The organism is Bacillus cereus group sp. BfR-BA-01349, assembly GCF_022663795.1.
In the GTDB taxonomy this organism is placed as follows: domain Bacteria; phylum Bacillota; class Bacilli; order Bacillales; family Bacillaceae_G; genus Bacillus_A; species Bacillus_A cereus.
On record NZ_JAKUGE010000040.1, the window covers coordinates 1 to 17,030 of the forward strand.

Here is a 17,030-nt window from a genome sequence, read left to right on the forward strand (position 1 = left end):
CCGCCCCCCAGTCGGTGAGGGCTATATATTGTAAAACACATATTCGAATCGCTTTTTATCACATATTCTATAAATAATACCAAACAAGGCGTGAAATTTTTAGTAATCATTCCATTATCTATCGAATAAACAATAGTTCTGGTGTAAGGAGTGAAAAAAGCATAGACAGGTGGGGTGGTAAAGGAACAAAGTTTAGGTGGGCAGTTCATTGTATGTTGAAAAGGCGTAATCTCTTCATTTGAAGATTCCGCCTTTGTTTATATAGGGCATGAATAATCTCGATTCCGTTTATCATATGTGAAGTATGACGAAGCATTTGAAATCCTGCGGATGTATTTTTTGCATTCTAGATGTAAAGGATAAGAGAAGCTGTAACGGTTCCATTTGTTTAGTGCAGAATAAAAGTGGTTCTTACGAACTTTTGGGGAGTACTTACGACTTAGAATAGTATCTATTTGCTTTGTTTTTTTGACATAATAAATTCACAATCTATAGAGAACGCGTTTGGCCAGTACATGTAAACTTGCTCTACCATTTACCATCCGTTTAATTGTAATATTTTCATGAATACTATAAAAACTAATCCCTCCTTCATTCAATTCATGAATAATCTGAATAAGATGACGCATGGGACGACCTAGGCGATCCATGCGCCAAACTACTAAAGAATCACCAGGTCTTACATATTGAAGCGCTTCCTCTAAACTTGGTCTTTTATCTTTAACTTCACTTATTTTATCTTGAAATATCTTATCGTATCAATGTGTAAGTCTAAATTTTGATCAATTGTAGATACGCGAACATATCCAACTCTCATTTTTTCTCTCCGTTTTGTTCAATAACTTGATTCATTAAACTATAATCATTTTTCGAAAGCGGAAGAAGAATTCGGAATCGGCTGGTCAGTAGGTCTTAGTAAATATAATGCAGAAACTAAAAGATCGAAGGGGCATTCTGGTAGAGACGCACTAGGGAGGTTCATAGCTAAGAATTAAAACGGTAGGAATAAAAGGTTTTTATTTTTATACATATTTTGTATAGAAATTAACAGGTTTCTTGTATGGTAAGGAACCGGTTGTTGACTTATTTAAAGAAGTGATATGTTATTAACTCTTTACTGGGGGGTAAATCTCACCTCGTTTTCATTATATTCTTTAGTAGTACCGTGTTCTGAATTGCCACCTTCAATAAATGGGGGGCTTTGATTCGATGTTATCTCATCTTGGAAAGTATCTACTTGATCTTGGTTAAATTCACTGATGTCTTTTTGAATCATAACATGTGTTACGTAGCCTATTATCATACCAATTATAAATAGGCTACTACCAACACAGACATTCATCCATGTATCTGTCATTCTATTTTAGTTGTAGCATCTCTTCTGTATTAAAAGTGTATAAATTGAATTTACAGTTACTTTTAAGTTATCCCGTGTTATATTTTCTCTAAAGTAAACATATGAATTGTTCAAGAAACATCAAGCATAACTAAATTCTGTTTTTGTAGATAAATAACTTTGTCTGAATGCTTGGCTACGTCTTGTGAATGAGTGACAACAATAATACATTTCTTTTCTTTATGTGCTAACTCTTTAAACAATTCAATAATTTCCATGGACGTTTCTTGATCTAAGTTTCCAGTCGGTTCATCTGCAATTAACAAATCTACATTACAAGATAATGCACGAGCGATTGCGACACGTTGTTGTTGACCACCGCTAAGCTGTAATACATTTCTTGTTGCTTCTAGTTCCGTCAATCCAACTTTTTGAAGTAGATCCAATGCTCGTGACTTTTTATCTTGTACAACGACTCCTGTTATTTCCATTGCTGTTATAACATTTTGAAGGGCGGTCATATAAGTAATGAGATTATAAGATTGAAAGATAATGGATACAAATTGATTTCGGTAAGAATCGAGGCCAATTTTACGTGTATCCGTGCCTTTATATAAGACATGTCCACTTTTGGGAACATCTAATCCACTGGCTAAACTAAGCGTTGTTGTTTTACCTGAACCGGATGGACCTAAAATTGTGTAGAAATGCCCTTTTTGAAAAGAAAAGTTAACATTATCTAATATCGTTACTTTTTTTCCATTACTTTCATAATAATAATGTAAGTTTTTAAATTTTAAAATTGTCTCCATATTAAGTCTCCTTATTCGTCTTTTAATAAAATCTGTTTTGGATGTAAACGAAGAATGGATAGTACGGGAAGAATCGTTGCCAGTATAGTGATTCCTAATCCAATCCCTCCTACCTTACCTAAATCTTTAGTTGAAATACTTACATCGATATGATCAATTGGATCAACTTCTGCAGTAGGATTACCACTGAATTTTGCTATCGGATCTTCCGGTTTATCAGCATTCTTTGCTATTTCGCTAGATAATAGATTATCACCAATTTTTTGGGACATTTTCTCACCTGTTGCGAAAGATAAACCAAATGCTAATACAGCAATACATACTACCTCAACTAGTAATTGACCCATTAACTTCCACTTTTTCTCGCCTATAGATAACAAAATTCCCATTTCTTTTCTACGTTCCTTAATAGAGAGCATAATGATTAATCCTAAAATCGTTGCACCTGCAATAGACACCATAATTACAATCGTTTTCGAAAAAGATGCAATATTTTCGATTGGACCAATCATTTGTTTATAAACATTATCTTGCGCATCTAATTCATAGTACGCTGGTAACCCTAATTTTTTTGCTTCCTCTTTAAATGCATCAATATCCTTAGGGTCCTTTAATGAATAGATTGCCTTTTCCATTGAATTCATAACAGAATACGGTACATATATTTGATTAGCAGGCTCTAATAAAGCAAAAGATTGTCCTCCAAAAGAGGGAGCCACTTCTTTAGACTCGTATATACCTATAATTTCTAGCTCGGTCGTGTTAAGTTCCTCATCCATTACTTCACCTATTTGTAGTTTATCGCCCACTTTTAAATTGTTTTTTTCAGCTAGTCTTTTTTCAATCATAGCCACTTTTTTTCCTACTGTTTTTGGCGTTATTTCAGCTCCTTCAACAAGCTTTAATTTTTTATTTTGGGCAGATTCTAATGCAGAAAAGTCTCTAACACCTTGTAAAGTAAAATTCAAATTATGATTGGGTCCAAATGATTGAGCGCCTCCAGGTGCTTCAACATGATAAAGATCTTTTAGCTCAGCACTAGCGCTTTTCAGATAATTATAGCGGTCTAAGTACTTAGATTTTTTTAATTTATCAGCCTCGTTTTTTTCGATACTAGGTACCATTCTTACTCCATTAGCATTTTGATTTCTACTTTGCTCTTCCAAATACTTATTAATATCAATTTGTAAGTTGATATTAGCTCCTAATTGTTGTCTAGCTAAATCTGTTGCTTTACTGGACGCACTTTGAATCGTAAATCCAGCTAATACCCAATTAATGACAACTAGAAAAACAGCAAGTAGTATAAGTGATTTTCCCTTTCTTGATTGTAAACTTAAAAATGATCGTTTGATAAAATTCATGTTCTCTAACCTCCTTGCTGCCATATTAAAGTATTAATCTGGAGTATATATGTAGATTCTTTAGAGGTAAGTGGATTTTATATGATGTTTTAGTTCAGAAAATTCAGGGTAATCGAAAGTGATTTCTTACACCTAGACATATCATAGGTGTAAGTGTATATTATTATATAAAGATATTTAGTTTTATTACTTTGATGTGTTTGGCAGGGGTTATTTAGAGTTTCTGAAGAGAGGGGAGGAGAAATGCTGTTCTTGATGTATAGCTATATTTTTTATTTGGAATCTTACTTGCCGCGCTACACCTTCTATATAAGTTACGTTAGATGTTTTAACTATGGTAAAAATGGTTATACTGCTTAATATCAAATCATAATGAGGCGCATAGACAATGCCCGTATTCATCATACAAAGCTATTGAAAGTAAAATAGCCAACGGCTAACACTCCTATTTTAACCATCGTATTCTTCAAATTTCAATTTGTTGGAACGTATTTAGGAATAGTTAAAAGAAAGTGTCATTGTGAATCGTTTCAACGCATCACAAAAAGAAATAAAAACTTCCGTTCTTTCTTTTTTAGAAGACCCTTCTAAATTTACTGAAAAAGTACTTCAAAGACTAGGAACTGAACAAGTGTTAAAATGTGAAACGGAATTTATATAATAATAGATGAAAAACATTAAACTTAATATTCAGAATAGAGGGATTGTTAAGAAAAAAATATTATCAATTTCATTTATCTCCTAGTAGTGTAAAGTAAGATTATGTTAAACTTCTTTTTAAATCTTTGCCCCCTAACAAAGGTTTAAGAATTTTCTGTGTGATAATTATAACTTATAGTAAAAGAAGAGATTACTCAAAAGAAGAATCTCTTCTTTTGCTATGTAATTTACTTATTTAATTTAAGTAGAGAATATGTGTTATAGTGTGACATTCCGCAGTATTAACCGTATATAACGCGAATAAAATACAAGTAAAACACTCTTATTTCATCCAAGTGTGATTTACTTGTATTTTGAAATGAATTTTTAGAAATTAAACCAGCAAAATGCTTTGGTGAGGAACTAAAAGGTGACAAACGGGTGAAAAGATAAAAAAAGAATCCCTAATTCAAGGGATTCAAGAGAGAGGATAAAACGATAGCAAATATAAATCGAGTTGGCACATTATTAGTATGATCAAATATTCAAGATACATACAAAAAATTAAGCAACTAGCAATTAGGCCTTTCAGGAGTATACCACTGTTTATAAATTGGTAGTAAATTTGATATGGGTAGACCTGTAGACAGTATGTGCAAAGAAAATGGTGGTTATTCATAGAGAGTTAATCCAATAGTTCTTTAAATTGTGGAATATATTATGTTTTCGCATGAGTAAATACAAACATGTAGTGATTATTTATAATATACAGAAAAAACAAATTCACGTGCACCTAGAGGTATAAACCCAAGTTTTGAATTGTTATAATGGAGAAAAAGAAAAGCAAGGAGTATATATTATGAAAGTAAAGGAAAAAAGAATACGCATTTTAGATTTACAAGACCAATATTGTCAAGAATGTGATTATCAAAAAAAAGCGCTTATAGAGTGCGCTCAACATTGTGAAGCAGGACGAGAATTGTCTAGTTTGGCAAAAGAAATATGTGAAAAGAAGTACCCAGCCAATACACCGGAAAAATGGGATACTATATGCCAGGAAGCAGCAACTTTATATAATCAAGGTATAGGAATCACAAGTATCGCAAAAAAAATGGGGTGCCATACTACCACTTTGCGTGATCAAATGAAAAAAAGAGGTGTATGGGCTGGCATAACGCAATCTGAAATACAAGAGCGTAGCCGAAAAAAATGGGATGACTGTTGTCAGCGAGCTGAGGGGTTAAGAAAAAAAGGATGGAGTTGGCCGAAAATAGCTACATACCTTGAAGTACCAGCAGCCAGTTTACGGAATCAAATGAGTAAACGGGGGTTATATTCATCCTAAAGAGTATTATAACAAAGCAGTTAGCAAGTGCTAACTGCTTTGTTCGGAAAAAGGGGATAAAGTAAATACAGAATTCGTTTAAAGAAAACAAACAATTATTGAGCTTATGTTATAGTATGAATCAAAATTTAAAATAGTATGCAAGGAGATTCAAATAAGGAAACAGTAATGGATAATGAGATAGCATATCTTTACTATTATTTTTTATAAAATTAAAGATATGCTGTGTGAAAAATTGAATCAGATAATATGGATATTACCACCAGTAGCGATGTTTACATGTAATTGTGGTAATCAAGAGATTTGATATTTATGATTGAAATCTGAGGAAGAGAGACAAAAGAGAGGAACATGATAAAATGAAATACATTGTTTTAAGGTACACATATCATAAAAAGAAACTTAAGATTTATAACTACAAATGGATCCTATGTAAACAGGTAAGAAAGAACACGGAGGTAAAGACAAAGAGAAAAAAATACAACTCTATCATTGGATTTTTTTCTCTTTTTGTAATCAAATCACTACTTATGTTTTGTAAGATAGGAGTGGACTATTTAAGGTTGAGAGACATCAGGCATTAACTTGTGTGTATGTGGCTCTTTTGTATATAACTCTTTTGTTATTTTTCCTTCTCCACCTGAAAGAGGGGTTTCTTTTGTCTCTTTTACCAACTTAAATCCATTTATATGGTTTGGAACACTGATTTCCCCTTTACCTTCAAGGGTTAATTTCCCACCATGCTCAACTACAATCCCTTTTGGAAGATACGCATTATATTTTGCTAGCAAATAGAAAGCACTTCGTTTGTTCGTGTATTCAGCATCTCTCCCAACTTCTGCTTTAAATGTAGCAGTTACATCAAACTTAGCTCGATACTGGTGCTTTTGAAAATAGAAACTAGTTTTTGAATGTGAAAATGGCGAAACCTGTATGGTTTGAACTGGTATGGTTAAGGTTGTACTCTCCGTTTTTGATACATTTTCTACTTTTGAAAAGTTATAGCTTCCGGTCAAACCTAGTTTATCTATAAATGGTAATGGAATTTCAATTCCACTGTTCGCCCCTATACTAAAACCTTTTGTCGTAGTTGTATTATAGGTGGTCGAGGTCGTATTTGACCAACCAGGTATCAAATATTCTCCTTTATGAGGGGAGTTATTTGTATAATCTGATTCGGTGGCGAAATAACCAATCGGCTCGGTGATATCTAAAATCGGTTCTACGTTTTCAAGTTTACTTTCTAAAATTTCGAAAGTGGGACGTGCGACGTTATTATTTTTATACCATCTAACAAGTTGAGAGGCTTCTACACGTTTATTGTAGTCATTAGGAGTGGCGTACAATTCACTGATAGCTCCGACAAACCATAAATCATTTAGATATTCATCTAATTTCAACATATTTTGTTCGGTGTTCGTTTTGTCTAGTAGTCTTTGTTTTACTTGATTGTAAAAATTGAGTAATTGGTCATTCGAATCATTGATGAGCCAATAAGGACTAATTGTTGCAAAAGTACCTGGAGAAATGACTTGTCCATTTCCGTCTGAAAATTCTGTTCCTTGTAATGCGTGAAGAGCGGGGCTCCCTTTTTGCGTATGGGCTGATGCGGTTGGACTAAATATAGTGAGTCCACTAGCCATAATTGTAAGTGCGGAGATACCTGTGAAAAATAGTTTGTTCTTGTCTTGTAACATGTCGTTATACCCCTTTTCATTATATACTTGTAATAGTAGAATATTATTCTATTTTTACAAGTATATAATCTGTATGTGGAGTTTGTGTGAATTTTGTATACAAAATGTATATTTTCAGACAGGAATATATTTGTTGTTAGCATTTTGGAATTATAATTCTTTCTAGTGTAGGATTAGACTTACAATAGCTGGAGGAAATAAGGTGAAGAAAGCACATCGTGTTTATTTTTATATCAACTTCATTGTGAAATGTCAGATTGTAAAAAAGAATGTTGTTCTTTTTTTACTTCCCAAAGTTCCGCTATCTCTTTTATGATAAAAATCATACATCAAAGTAAGGAGAGAAGAAAAAATGAGCGGAAAAAGTGTAAATGTCAAGATGATTATGTACATTTTCACTTGTTTAAGCATGTACAAATTTAATCGTTTTCTTTATTGAAATGATCTTTAATTCGATATGATTGTCCTACAATGCTAACAACGGTAGCGTGATGTAATACACGATCTAGTATGGCATTAGCTATTTTAGGGTCCTAAAAGATTTCATCCCATGATTTGAAATTTACATTCGTAGTTAAAATCGTACTACGTTTTTCATAACGCATATCAATGAGTTGGAAAAATAATTTTGCATCCTCCGGATCAATTGGTAAATACCCAATTTCATCGATGATAAGCAATTTATACTTTGTGTAGTGTTTTAATCTTGATTCTAGACGATTCTCAAGCTTTGCACGCTTCAAATTTTGAAGTAAATCATGACACTTAATAAAATAAGTGCTTGTTCGTTTTTTAGCTGCTGCTATACCTACCGATGTCGCTAAATGGGTTTTCCCAACACCACTAGGTCCTAAAAATACTATGTTTTCTTGTTGTTCTAGGAAACGTAGAGAAATAAAATCTAAGATTTGTTGTTTATTAATACTTGGCTGGAATTCAAAATCAAATGCATCAATCTCCTTTCTATGAGGGAATGCACCCATTTTTACCATAGAGTGAATCATATTTTGTTCTCTTACATCAATTTCATAGTTTGTCAGCTTGACCAGTGCTTCCACGAATGACAATTGATTATTAATACTAAAATCAACGACTTCCCCTAAATGTTGTGTCATTTGTTTTAATTTTAAATATTCTAGGTTTGTGGTTAATTGTTGATAAAACAATATGGTAGTTACAAAAAAGAATATACTTTTGTAAGTAAAACATTAGGGTTTTACAAAAATCTCCATTTTTACGTATAATTCTTAACCTATATTGAGAGGATGATTTGGTATGGTTACTACAAAACTGATACCTAGACTAAAAGCTCTTCCAGACTTTATTGATGACTTTAACGGTGTATATGGGTTTATGGATAGCATGTTTGCAAAATCAAGGGTTCTTTGAAGACATACTACTACAGCTTCGAAGTTTAGCAAATGATCAATCGGAACTCTCAAAGTCCATTAATACAGGGCTTGTACAAATTGAAGGTATTCTAAATACATATTTACCTGCAATTTGCTCTGTGGTAAATAAAGTATATAGTCAAACGTCACTGATTAACAAAAAAGTAGATAAACAATTATAAATGATGGCATTTGCTTTGCAAGAACTTGATTATATCAAGATAATGTGGTACTGAATTCGAGTATTATAGAAATCACACCCCATGTTCAAAAGTTGAGTTATGTGAATAGCAAGTTTCTTTCGCTACCAAGAAGTTATGTGCAAGGTGAAGATATGAGTATTGATAGAATACAAGAACTTATTCAATGGGCAAAATCAATAGTTGATACAGATATGAACAGTTTTGAATGTTCAGTGGATTCATTACACACTATTATAAATGGAAAAAATTATTATTTGAAATTGTGTATCTAAAAAAATAATACAATCACAATATAAAAGTATTCATTTTGTGTACAAAATGTGATAGTGTTAGGTTATCAAGAGATAAAACATCTAATTTTACTGTACTACAACCGTCTATTTTTTTGGAGGTTACATGTAGTATTGGATATCATGGGATGCATCTCTTATCTCATATATAGAAAAGGAAGGAGGTGAATTGTAGCTTTTTTTATAATCCAATTTTAAATAAAGCTGGTTAGAACAGAGGGGATTGTCATGTTTTTAGGCTAATTTTCCTTTCTGTATAGTGAGTCGCAATCTGTTTAAATAAGTAGGTGTATAGTGTGAAAAGATTGATAAACGCATAAAATGAAATCGTTTCCAAATGCATATTCCTATATTGTAACATCTTGTAATCTACAATATCGTTTGGATTTTCGGTATCGCATCTTTACTGAAAATGAAGCTGATTAGCATCTTTAATGAAGGTAAGTAGGTGAATGACATGAATAGTACGACTGATTATGTAATAGAGACGCCTTTAGAAGAAATGAAATATTGCAAACATACAAGTTATTGTGGGAAAATTTATGTGAAGAATGAAACGCAACAAACATCTGGCGCATTTAAATTTCGTGGGAATGTAAATAAATTATCCAAATATCCCACAGGTACAAAAGTTGTAACAGCTTCTACAGGTAACCATGCAAAAGGCTTGACATTAGCTGCATCTGTATTAGGTTTAAAAGCAATAATCTTTTTACCTAAATTGACCCCTCTTAAAAAAATTGAAGGAATAATAGAAAATATACATGTAGAAATCATATTTATTGATGGGGACTATACACGGTGTGAAATAGAAGCAAAAAAATATGCCCTGAACAACAATTTAATTTTTATATCTAGTTTTGATGATATAGACATAATAGAAGGGCATAAAACTTTATGCCGTGAAATCGATTGTTCCAACATCCAGTTTGATACAGTTTATGTGCCGATTGGGGGAGGCGGACTCATTAGTGCCTGTCTTGAACATTGGAAAAGCGAAAAGAACATTATTGGTGTAGAACTTGATTCAGCACCTGCTATGAAGCTTTCCTTAGATAGCGGGGAAAGGATCCGGATTAATGAATGTTCAGGATTTGCCGAAGGTTTGTTGGTCAGGGAAGTCGGAAGAATCCCCTTTGAGATATGCAATAAATATAAGCCGGAAATCATGACCGTTAGTGAACATTCCATTAAAAGAGCTATAAAGATACTGTGGGAAGAGAATGGTATGAAAAGTGAAGGTGCTGGTGCAGCGAGTTTTGCCGCAGCTATGGAAGAAAGTAAGAAACGTGCGGGAAACTGTATTTGTATCATATCCGGAGGAAATATAAATGATGATTTGTTCTCCGCCATAATAAATGACTTCTAGTAGAAAGGAGTAAATCATGCGAACCAAACCATTTATAAAACAAAAAGATATGCCGCTTGGTGTTATTGGAGGAGTTGGTCCTGAAACAACTGCTCAGCTTTATAAGGAATTAGTAAAACGTTTCTTTTAACGGACGAAGGGGCACTATCCAAGTTTAGTGATAGATAATCTACCCATAAATAAGGAAATAGAGGAATCTTTTATTAAAAGCATTGTAACCCCAGTAATAAAAGAACAAATGGAAGAGCTTTTAAAAGAATGTGTACAAAGGTTAATAAGAAGTGGCTCGAATACAATCGTATTACCATGTAATACACTCCATTCAGTGATTGAGCCCATCACAACAGAGCATAAAGTGAGTTTATACACATTGTAGAGGAAACCATCAAAGAGGTATTAAAAAGAGGATTTCAACGTATAGGCATAATTTGCTCTAATAGTACTAGATATTTAAAAGTCTATGAAAAATATGCGGAACAATGTAATCTAGAGTTAATTTACCCTTCAGTTGAAGACCAATTAGAAATAAATAATGTAATAACTCAAATATTAAATGGTCAATACAAAGAAGAAATGCTAATCAACATATGTAAAAAATTAGAAAAGAAAGTAGATTGTATTGTGTTAGGGTGCACAGACTTATGGCAAATACCAACTATAGAGCACATTGAAATTCCTATTATTGACTCGCTCGAATGTTTAATAGAAAGTTGTATGGCTTTCTATTTACATGAAGAACAGGAGATGACTTGCTCATGACCCATGAAATTTTACCTTTGAATCATTTTAAGGCAGAACTCAATCTAGGCTTAGGCATAGAAGAAACGCATTCCTGGATGAAGGAATTATTAGATTGGATTGAAAATACAATTGCAAAACCAACGCCTCATATAAAGAGAAAGGGAGCTATCTGCCCATTTGTTCCTAAAGCGCTTGATATAGAATCTATCTACCTTACATTTCCAAAAGAAAATATGGAGGATATCAGTCAACTTGTAGAGTATATGATTCATTGCATGAATGAATTTTTGGAAATAACACCTACTTTCCCTGATGAATCAGCAATATATAAATCATTCATCGTTGCTTTTCCATATTTAAATAAGAATAACGCAGAGCTTTTAAAAAAAGTCAGAAGTGAAGTCAAACCCTATTTTATTCAAAATGGAGTGACTTGTGGAGAGTTTTTTGAAGAAAATGTGGATAGAAGTATTCGAAATGAAGATTTTTATGTGGCAAAATCACCGATTCCTTTAATAGCTATAAGGTATATAACGCCTCATGATGAATTGTTTTTAAAATCGCAACCAGAACTCTATACACTATTCAAGGAATGGAGATCCAAAAATGAAAACGCTTAACTATTTTACTGTTGGCCCTAACTTCGAAATACATGCAAATATTAATAGGGAAATAAATAATGAGGTTCTTTATCCGTGTGAGTTTAGGGTTACGCAGACAAACAATACAATCGGTAAAGTCATGATTGAAATAAAATATCATAGATTCAACTTTACAGTGGATAAAGACATAATGTCTTTAAAAAATGAAGAACAAAATGAAATAATAAAGCTGATATCTAGAATTTGTTATCGATTAGGAAATCATCAGGTACCGGTGGTAATTAGTAGAGATTACTTAAATAGTGAACTGGAGAAGTTACTGCTACTTGATGGGTTTATAACCTTACCCGCGTATTTAATATGTTATCCAGAACAATTTGTTTTTAAAAAAGGTAGTGAAAAAGTTTCCAGTAAGGAGGTATATCAAGATTTATATACTGTCCCTTGGAATTTTGTGCCACGTGAATTTGATGTATTAGATGAATTTAAGAAATTTACATTGAATAAAGAAACGAAAATATTAGATTTGGGATGTGGTGTAGGGAAAAATGCGATTCTTTTAGAAAAGTCCTATACAGATGTTTATGGTATTGATATATCTACTACAGCGATAACAAAATGTAAAGAACTAGTCAATAAACCTGAAAATTTTATAGTAGGTAGCGCAACAGATATTCCATTTGAAGATTGTTTTTTTGAATTTGTACTTGATATTGGTTGTTTACATTGTATGCCTACAGAATTATTAGGAGATGCTATTATCCAAATACATAGAGTCCTTAAGGATGACGGTGTATTATTTTCTAGAATATTTAAACCAAAGCCACAATCTTGGTTAGATAAGCAACCATTTAAAGCGGATACATTTGGACTAACGGAAGAAGATGCTTTGAATTTGTTCAAAGGGTACTTTGATGTGACTTTATGGAAGCAAGATGATGCTATGAATTATATTATGTGTAAAAAAGGATGATGACCATGGAAAACTATTGTATTTTAATGGGCGGCCGTTCAACCGAACATGATGCGTCCCTATTATCTTATCAAGGCATACTGAAAGAGCAACAAAACACCCCATACACGAAAATAGTACTAACGAAAGTATTCTATATTTCTAGAGACGGAGAGTTTTTCTTGCATGATACATTCCCGTTTCCTATGACAGAGGAGGAGTTATTACAAGGAGAAAAATTGAATGTTTCAACATTTATTGAGATGCTATATAAAGATCCTACCTATCAGTTAAATCTATTGCATGGTAATGAAGGTGAAGATGGGAGTTGGCAAGGTCTTGCGGATATATTAGATTTACGTGGTAGCTATGAATCAGTATTCGCCTCTTCTTTAACTATGAACAAATGGGCACAGTCTATTTTAGCACAGTCTATTTGTCATCCTGAATTATTCATTCCTAAAACATGGAAAGTGAGTGAATCCGATGATGACAAGTTACTGGAACAAATTATTTTGGAATTAGACGGAAAAGAATGTGTAATCAAACCAAATAAAATGGGGGCTTCCCATTTTACTGATAGTTATAAAGAAATTAGCTTGGAAAAATTAAAAGAAGTAATAGAAGAAATATTAAAATACGATACACAGGTAATTATTCAGGAGTTTATTAAAGGTATCGAGTATACAGTAGGGTGTATACTCATGAACGATGACCTCGTGACATTACCAATTATTGAAGCAAAAACAAAAAGAAATTTTTTAGGCCATACAGAGAAACACCAAAAAGGACATATCGATATTAGAGTTGTTTCTGATAAAGAGGATTTATTTACGAAGCTTACAAACATAACAGAAAAATTATTTGTAGGATTTGAATTATCATTTATGTGTAGATTTGATTTTATCGTAGACCCTTTAGGCAATATTTATTTTTTAGAGGGAAATTCAATTCCTGGTTTAATGTCCGGAAGTGCTTTCAAGAAAATGTTGCATTCGTCTGATTTGACATTTGAAGATTTTCTATTGTATCATATAAATTTTGTGAAAAATAGGAAACAAATTAAGAAGAAATTAGTTTATTCAATTGAACACTAAGGTGCTTATGGTATTCAATGTCTAGATAGGTAAGACCTTGAGTTGATTACAGATAGATTCTACACAATTCTAAGTACTAGTTGTGATTTATTATATGTTGAAAAACGCAGTTCAGTTATGAACTGCGTTTTTGTTTATATAGCATGAATATTTTCGATTCTTTTCCAAATACATGACGTATGATGAAGGGTTTGCAATCCTGTGGGTTGTGTGGTGTAACTTTATAAAAAGCCACTTGTATTAAAACAAAACACCCATTTTTATTTGTTCTCATAGTTATATTATTTTATGCACGATTTTTTCTTTACATAGGCTATACCAGATGAATGAGTTTTTATAAGATATTTGGAGGTATCATGTGAGCAATTAGAGAATTGTATATATGAGATGGCTAGTCTGAGCAGACTGATTCGTACATAAAGTTAAAATAGGTGTACATATCTTATTTTTGTATTGTATGTATACAGTGCATCATTGCGGAGAGAACCGAGTGTTTGTATACTTATACAAGTGGGAAAAATGAACTTATATCAGAAAATATGCTCAATTCATAAAATGAATACATCTATACCTAAAGAAACAAAAGTAGTACATAAATTTACTAAATGTACAAGAGTGATCTACTTTTATCACACATCTCATATTACCAAACAAAACATCAAAAAATCCCTAGATACACATTTATCTAGAAATATTTGATGTGAAATGCAAAGCAATATCATCATCTACTTTAAGGTAGAAAATCCATAGAGAACATAACTTTATTTATGTTTTTTTAGTAGAGAAACAGATTTATATATACGTTTTAAACAAGAATCGTGTGTATAGGAATCTATTGTATTTGTGAAAAACAACCCACCCTACAAGGTTCGATTCTTTGCATATCATCAGTTTAGTAGCGTTATTATCCATCATGTTATATAAAAGGGGATTTCGAAGGTAGAAAAAGTGAAACATGATTGAACGGGTTTACTTTAGTTTGAGAGGATTTACGAATGGATTGGAAAACATGTTCATTTATTAAAAAAGGAGGGATAGGCATGCATAGGAAAACTGAAAATAAATCTGATGTTGAAGAAGAATTACGCTTAATGAAAGAGGCACATATGGAATTGATCCAACAATTTGTGCAAGCGGTAGATTTATTAGATGTATACGATGATTTTGTTACGTATATGGATCTCCGAATTGAGTGGGAATTATTTCGAAAACCAAATGGGGACATGATTCAATAACCGTACACAACGATGGAGGTCATTCGATAGGATAGTTTACAATATACTAAGATTAGTAGTACAGGCCAAGGCTTTGGTTCGTACTACTATTTTTTATAGTAGTAGTGTAGAGATAGTTGTGGTGTCTTTTTCGTACATAAAATTGGTATTCTTCAAATGAGATAAATAAAATGATATGTTAGGGCCTCACTCACTGTGTTGAATACTATGGGCGTCGCAAAACCTTTTGTATTGTCGCATTCAGCCTTTTATACGGTTCAATTTTGATTTTGGTTTACTGTTGGGTTGAAACCATCTCTTACATCATCATCGCATGATTCTAAAGTAGACGTATGTATCAGATTAACAAAAACTTTTTGGTGATAATATTCGACAGTTATGTAACATCAAATACCGGATGCGTTTATAATGAATTATATATTACACACTTCATCAAGTGTTAATTTAACTGTATTCATAACCTGAAGGGAGAGAATAGCGAATAGTATAGCAAACGTTCTTATAATCAATGATATTTTAGAAGAAATAAAGAGAATAGAAGAAAAATAGAGAAACAGCCTCTATTTTTTCAAGTTTGCATGGTGGTACATTTAACATGTGAAAATTTTCATATTATAATAGTTTTTGATGAATGAATATATTTATAAAAAAATCGCAGTGGATACATGTGCAAGAAAAGGATACAGACTGTCAAACAGATATGAAACGGTATGAAAGCGAATCCTATCCTATTAAAACACAAGCTTATTCGATAAAAAGGAGTATTAAACGTAAGAAAAAATAAGGAATATACGTTCGGTATTTCTCCCGTATATAAAAACGGTTCTGTTTTAGTAGTTAAATAATTTATCAAGTAGATTATCTTGGTGAATGCTTTTTTATTGTATCAAAAGAATATCTATAAAAACAGACTGTTTTTATATTAAAATGAAGTCTATTATAAATATGCGTGGTGGATAAATCCCACAATAGAAAAAGAATTTACATAGGAGGAGAGTAATGAAATTTAGCAAAAAAGCAATGATGATGTGTGTGGCGGGTATATCTATTATAACTGTTGGTACCCCAAGCTATGCGAGTAGTGTTCAACAGTTAAATGATACGGATGGAAAGGTCTTAAAAGCTGGCAAGGCGTATTGCATCAGACCGTTAGGCATTGAACCAAAAGCAAATATTACTGTAAATTCGGATGGTTATATAAAATTAACGGATCGTGTAATCCGAAACCAACCATGTGAATATGTGTATAAATTGTCAACGGAAAATCCCACATCAAATCAAGTAATAGCAGTTGGAGAAACGATCCAATTTGAAGAATGGAAGAAAGATTCCGATGGGAGTTATCGGAAAACAAAAAACATTTTAAAGTATGATGGTGATTATATTCGTTCTACGACAAGTGAATATAATTCATTTGCATCACCATACCCAACAGCAAATGGTGTATCGACAGTAGATAAAAGAAAATCTCCATACTCAAAATTTATTTTGCAAGTAGCAGGGAATAATTCATCTGAAATACGTATTCATACACTTTCCAGGAATGAAGATTATATATGGAGGGTTCCATACTCTGTGGATAGAGGGGCATTTTGGGTGTCATTGCAACATAAAGATGAGAGCTCAGGAATTACGAAGTTTGAATTTAAACCTGTGGAATAAATAGTGACAAGTGAGATAGTAAGTACTGTTGTATCGAACTATACATTAAATATATTTAATGGGAATGAAAAACTAGAATAGTATTAGAAATACTAGCGTAATAGATATTCTGTAGATTTGATGTTTAAAAAGGTGATTGACACTTATTATTTTTTTTAGTAGCGTATTAAATATAAATCCTTCAAGCAGTATGTATATATTGTATGCAGGGGAAATAACTGTAATAGAAACTTCGTTTTTTATGAAAGAACAACTACTCTAGTTGATTTTTGATTGAAAAGTATCGAAGATCAAA

The 17,030-nt window shown here is 32.4% G+C and carries 13 protein-coding genes and 2 pseudogenes; 9 read left to right on the plus strand and 6 right to left on the minus strand.

Annotated elements, in window-relative coordinates:
• Positions 1-192: 192 nt before the first annotated feature.
• From MR169_RS19945 to MR169_RS19960, 4 genes and pseudogenes are all read right to left on the minus strand, one after another.
• Positions 193-331 (minus strand): annotated as a pseudogene (locus MR169_RS19945) (IS6 family transposase); the annotation flags it as partial.
• A 151-nt stretch (positions 332-482) separates the two neighbouring features.
• Positions 483-749 carry a recombinase family protein gene (locus tag MR169_RS19950; protein WP_481746818.1) on the minus strand — a complete coding sequence of 89 codons (267 nt, stop codon included), beginning with the start codon at positions 747-749 and terminating at the stop codon, positions 483-485.
• Positions 750-1,467: 718 nt separating this feature from the next.
• Entirely contained in the window at positions 1,468-2,148 is a 681-nt protein-coding gene (locus tag MR169_RS19955; protein ID WP_242319894.1) for an ABC transporter ATP-binding protein, read from the minus strand.
• Positions 2,149-2,159: 11 nt separating this feature from the next.
• Positions 2,160-3,512: an ABC transporter permease gene (locus MR169_RS19960; RefSeq protein ID WP_242319895.1), complete on the minus strand. Its 1,353-nt coding sequence runs from the start codon at positions 3,510-3,512 to the stop codon at positions 2,160-2,162.
• A 1,498-nt stretch (positions 3,513-5,010) separates the two neighbouring features.
• Here MR169_RS19960 and MR169_RS19965 point away from each other — a divergent pair.
• Positions 5,011-5,496 (plus strand): hypothetical protein, encoded by a 486-nt coding sequence (locus tag MR169_RS19965; protein WP_242319896.1) that lies wholly within the window; start codon positions 5,011-5,013, stop codon positions 5,494-5,496.
• A gap of 557 nt (positions 5,497-6,053) precedes the next feature.
• Here the strand turns inward: MR169_RS19965 and MR169_RS19970 are convergent.
• Together MR169_RS19970 and istB are read right to left on the minus strand one after the other, a co-directional pair.
• Positions 6,054-7,193, minus strand: a complete 1,140-nt coding sequence (locus MR169_RS19970) for an ETX/MTX2 family pore-forming toxin (RefSeq protein ID WP_242319897.1) — start codon at positions 7,191-7,193, stop codon at positions 6,054-6,056.
• Between the two features lie 419 nt (positions 7,194-7,612).
• A pseudogene (gene istB / locus MR169_RS19975) lies at positions 7,613-8,362 on the minus strand (IS21-like element IS232 family helper ATPase IstB).
• A 197-nt stretch (positions 8,363-8,559) separates the two neighbouring features.
• Here istB and MR169_RS19980 point away from each other — a divergent pair.
• The 8 genes from MR169_RS19980 to MR169_RS20010 all read left to right on the plus strand — a co-directional run bounded on the left by MR169_RS19980 (position 8,560) and on the right by MR169_RS20010 (position 16,735).
• Complete coding sequence (locus tag MR169_RS19980; protein ID WP_242319898.1) at positions 8,560-8,766, plus strand: hypothetical protein; 207 nt, start codon at positions 8,560-8,562, stop codon at positions 8,764-8,766.
• 768 nt (positions 8,767-9,534) lie between these two features.
• Entirely contained in the window at positions 9,535-10,446 is a 912-nt protein-coding gene (locus MR169_RS19985) for a threonine ammonia-lyase (RefSeq protein ID WP_242319899.1), read from the plus strand.
• 369 nt (positions 10,447-10,815) lie between these two features.
• Positions 10,816-11,205: an aspartate/glutamate racemase family protein gene (locus MR169_RS28510; RefSeq protein WP_481746819.1), complete on the plus strand. Its 390-nt coding sequence runs from the start codon at positions 10,816-10,818 to the stop codon at positions 11,203-11,205.
• Positions 11,202-11,807, plus strand: coding sequence for a DUF6875 domain-containing protein (locus MR169_RS19990; RefSeq protein ID WP_242319900.1), 606 nt, complete (start codon positions 11,202-11,204; stop codon positions 11,805-11,807). Before MR169_RS28510 ends, MR169_RS19990 begins: the two co-directional genes overlap by 4 nt.
• On the plus strand, positions 11,794-12,762 hold the full coding sequence (locus MR169_RS19995) for a class I SAM-dependent methyltransferase (protein ID WP_242319901.1): 969 nt from the start codon (positions 11,794-11,796) through the stop codon (positions 12,760-12,762). The genes MR169_RS19990 and MR169_RS19995 overlap by 14 nt, the downstream gene beginning before the upstream one ends.
• 5 nt (positions 12,763-12,767) lie before the next feature.
• Entirely contained in the window at positions 12,768-13,838 is a 1,071-nt protein-coding gene (locus MR169_RS20000; RefSeq protein ID WP_242319902.1) for a D-alanine--D-alanine ligase family protein, read from the plus strand.
• Between the two features lie 1,040 nt (positions 13,839-14,878).
• Positions 14,879-15,073 (plus strand): hypothetical protein, encoded by a 195-nt coding sequence (locus MR169_RS20005; RefSeq protein WP_242319903.1) that lies wholly within the window; start codon positions 14,879-14,881, stop codon positions 15,071-15,073.
• 999 nt (positions 15,074-16,072) lie between these two features.
• The gene (locus MR169_RS20010; protein WP_242319904.1) at positions 16,073-16,735 is read left to right on the plus strand and encodes a hypothetical protein; all 663 of its coding nucleotides are present in this window, start codon (positions 16,073-16,075) and stop codon (positions 16,733-16,735) included.
• The last annotated feature ends 295 nt before the right edge of the window (positions 16,736-17,030 follow it).

What these genes read in the sequence shown, in the direction of transcription:
- MR169_RS19960 (WP_242319895.1), bottom strand. Translation starts at nt 3,512, where the DNA reads ATGAATTTTATCAAACGATCATTTTTAAGTTTACAATCAAGAAAGGGA.
- MR169_RS19995 (WP_242319901.1), top strand. Translation starts at nt 11,794, where the DNA reads ATGAAAACGCTTAACTATTTTACTGTTGGCCCTAACTTCGAAATACAT.
- MR169_RS19970 (WP_242319897.1), bottom strand. Translation starts at nt 7,193, where the DNA reads ATGTTACAAGACAAGAACAAACTATTTTTCACAGGTATCTCCGCACTT.
- MR169_RS19965 (WP_242319896.1), top strand. Translation starts at nt 5,011, where the DNA reads ATGAAAGTAAAGGAAAAAAGAATACGCATTTTAGATTTACAAGACCAA.
- MR169_RS20010 (WP_242319904.1), top strand. Translation starts at nt 16,073, where the DNA reads ATGAAATTTAGCAAAAAAGCAATGATGATGTGTGTGGCGGGTATATCT.
- MR169_RS19990 (WP_242319900.1), top strand. Translation starts at nt 11,202, where the DNA reads ATGACCCATGAAATTTTACCTTTGAATCATTTTAAGGCAGAACTCAAT.
- MR169_RS20005 (WP_242319903.1), top strand. Translation starts at nt 14,879, where the DNA reads ATGCATAGGAAAACTGAAAATAAATCTGATGTTGAAGAAGAATTACGC.
- MR169_RS20000 (WP_242319902.1), top strand. Translation starts at nt 12,768, where the DNA reads ATGGAAAACTATTGTATTTTAATGGGCGGCCGTTCAACCGAACATGAT.
- MR169_RS19955 (WP_242319894.1), bottom strand. Translation starts at nt 2,148, where the DNA reads ATGGAGACAATTTTAAAATTTAAAAACTTACATTATTATTATGAAAGT.
- MR169_RS19985 (WP_242319899.1), top strand. Translation starts at nt 9,535, where the DNA reads ATGAATAGTACGACTGATTATGTAATAGAGACGCCTTTAGAAGAAATG.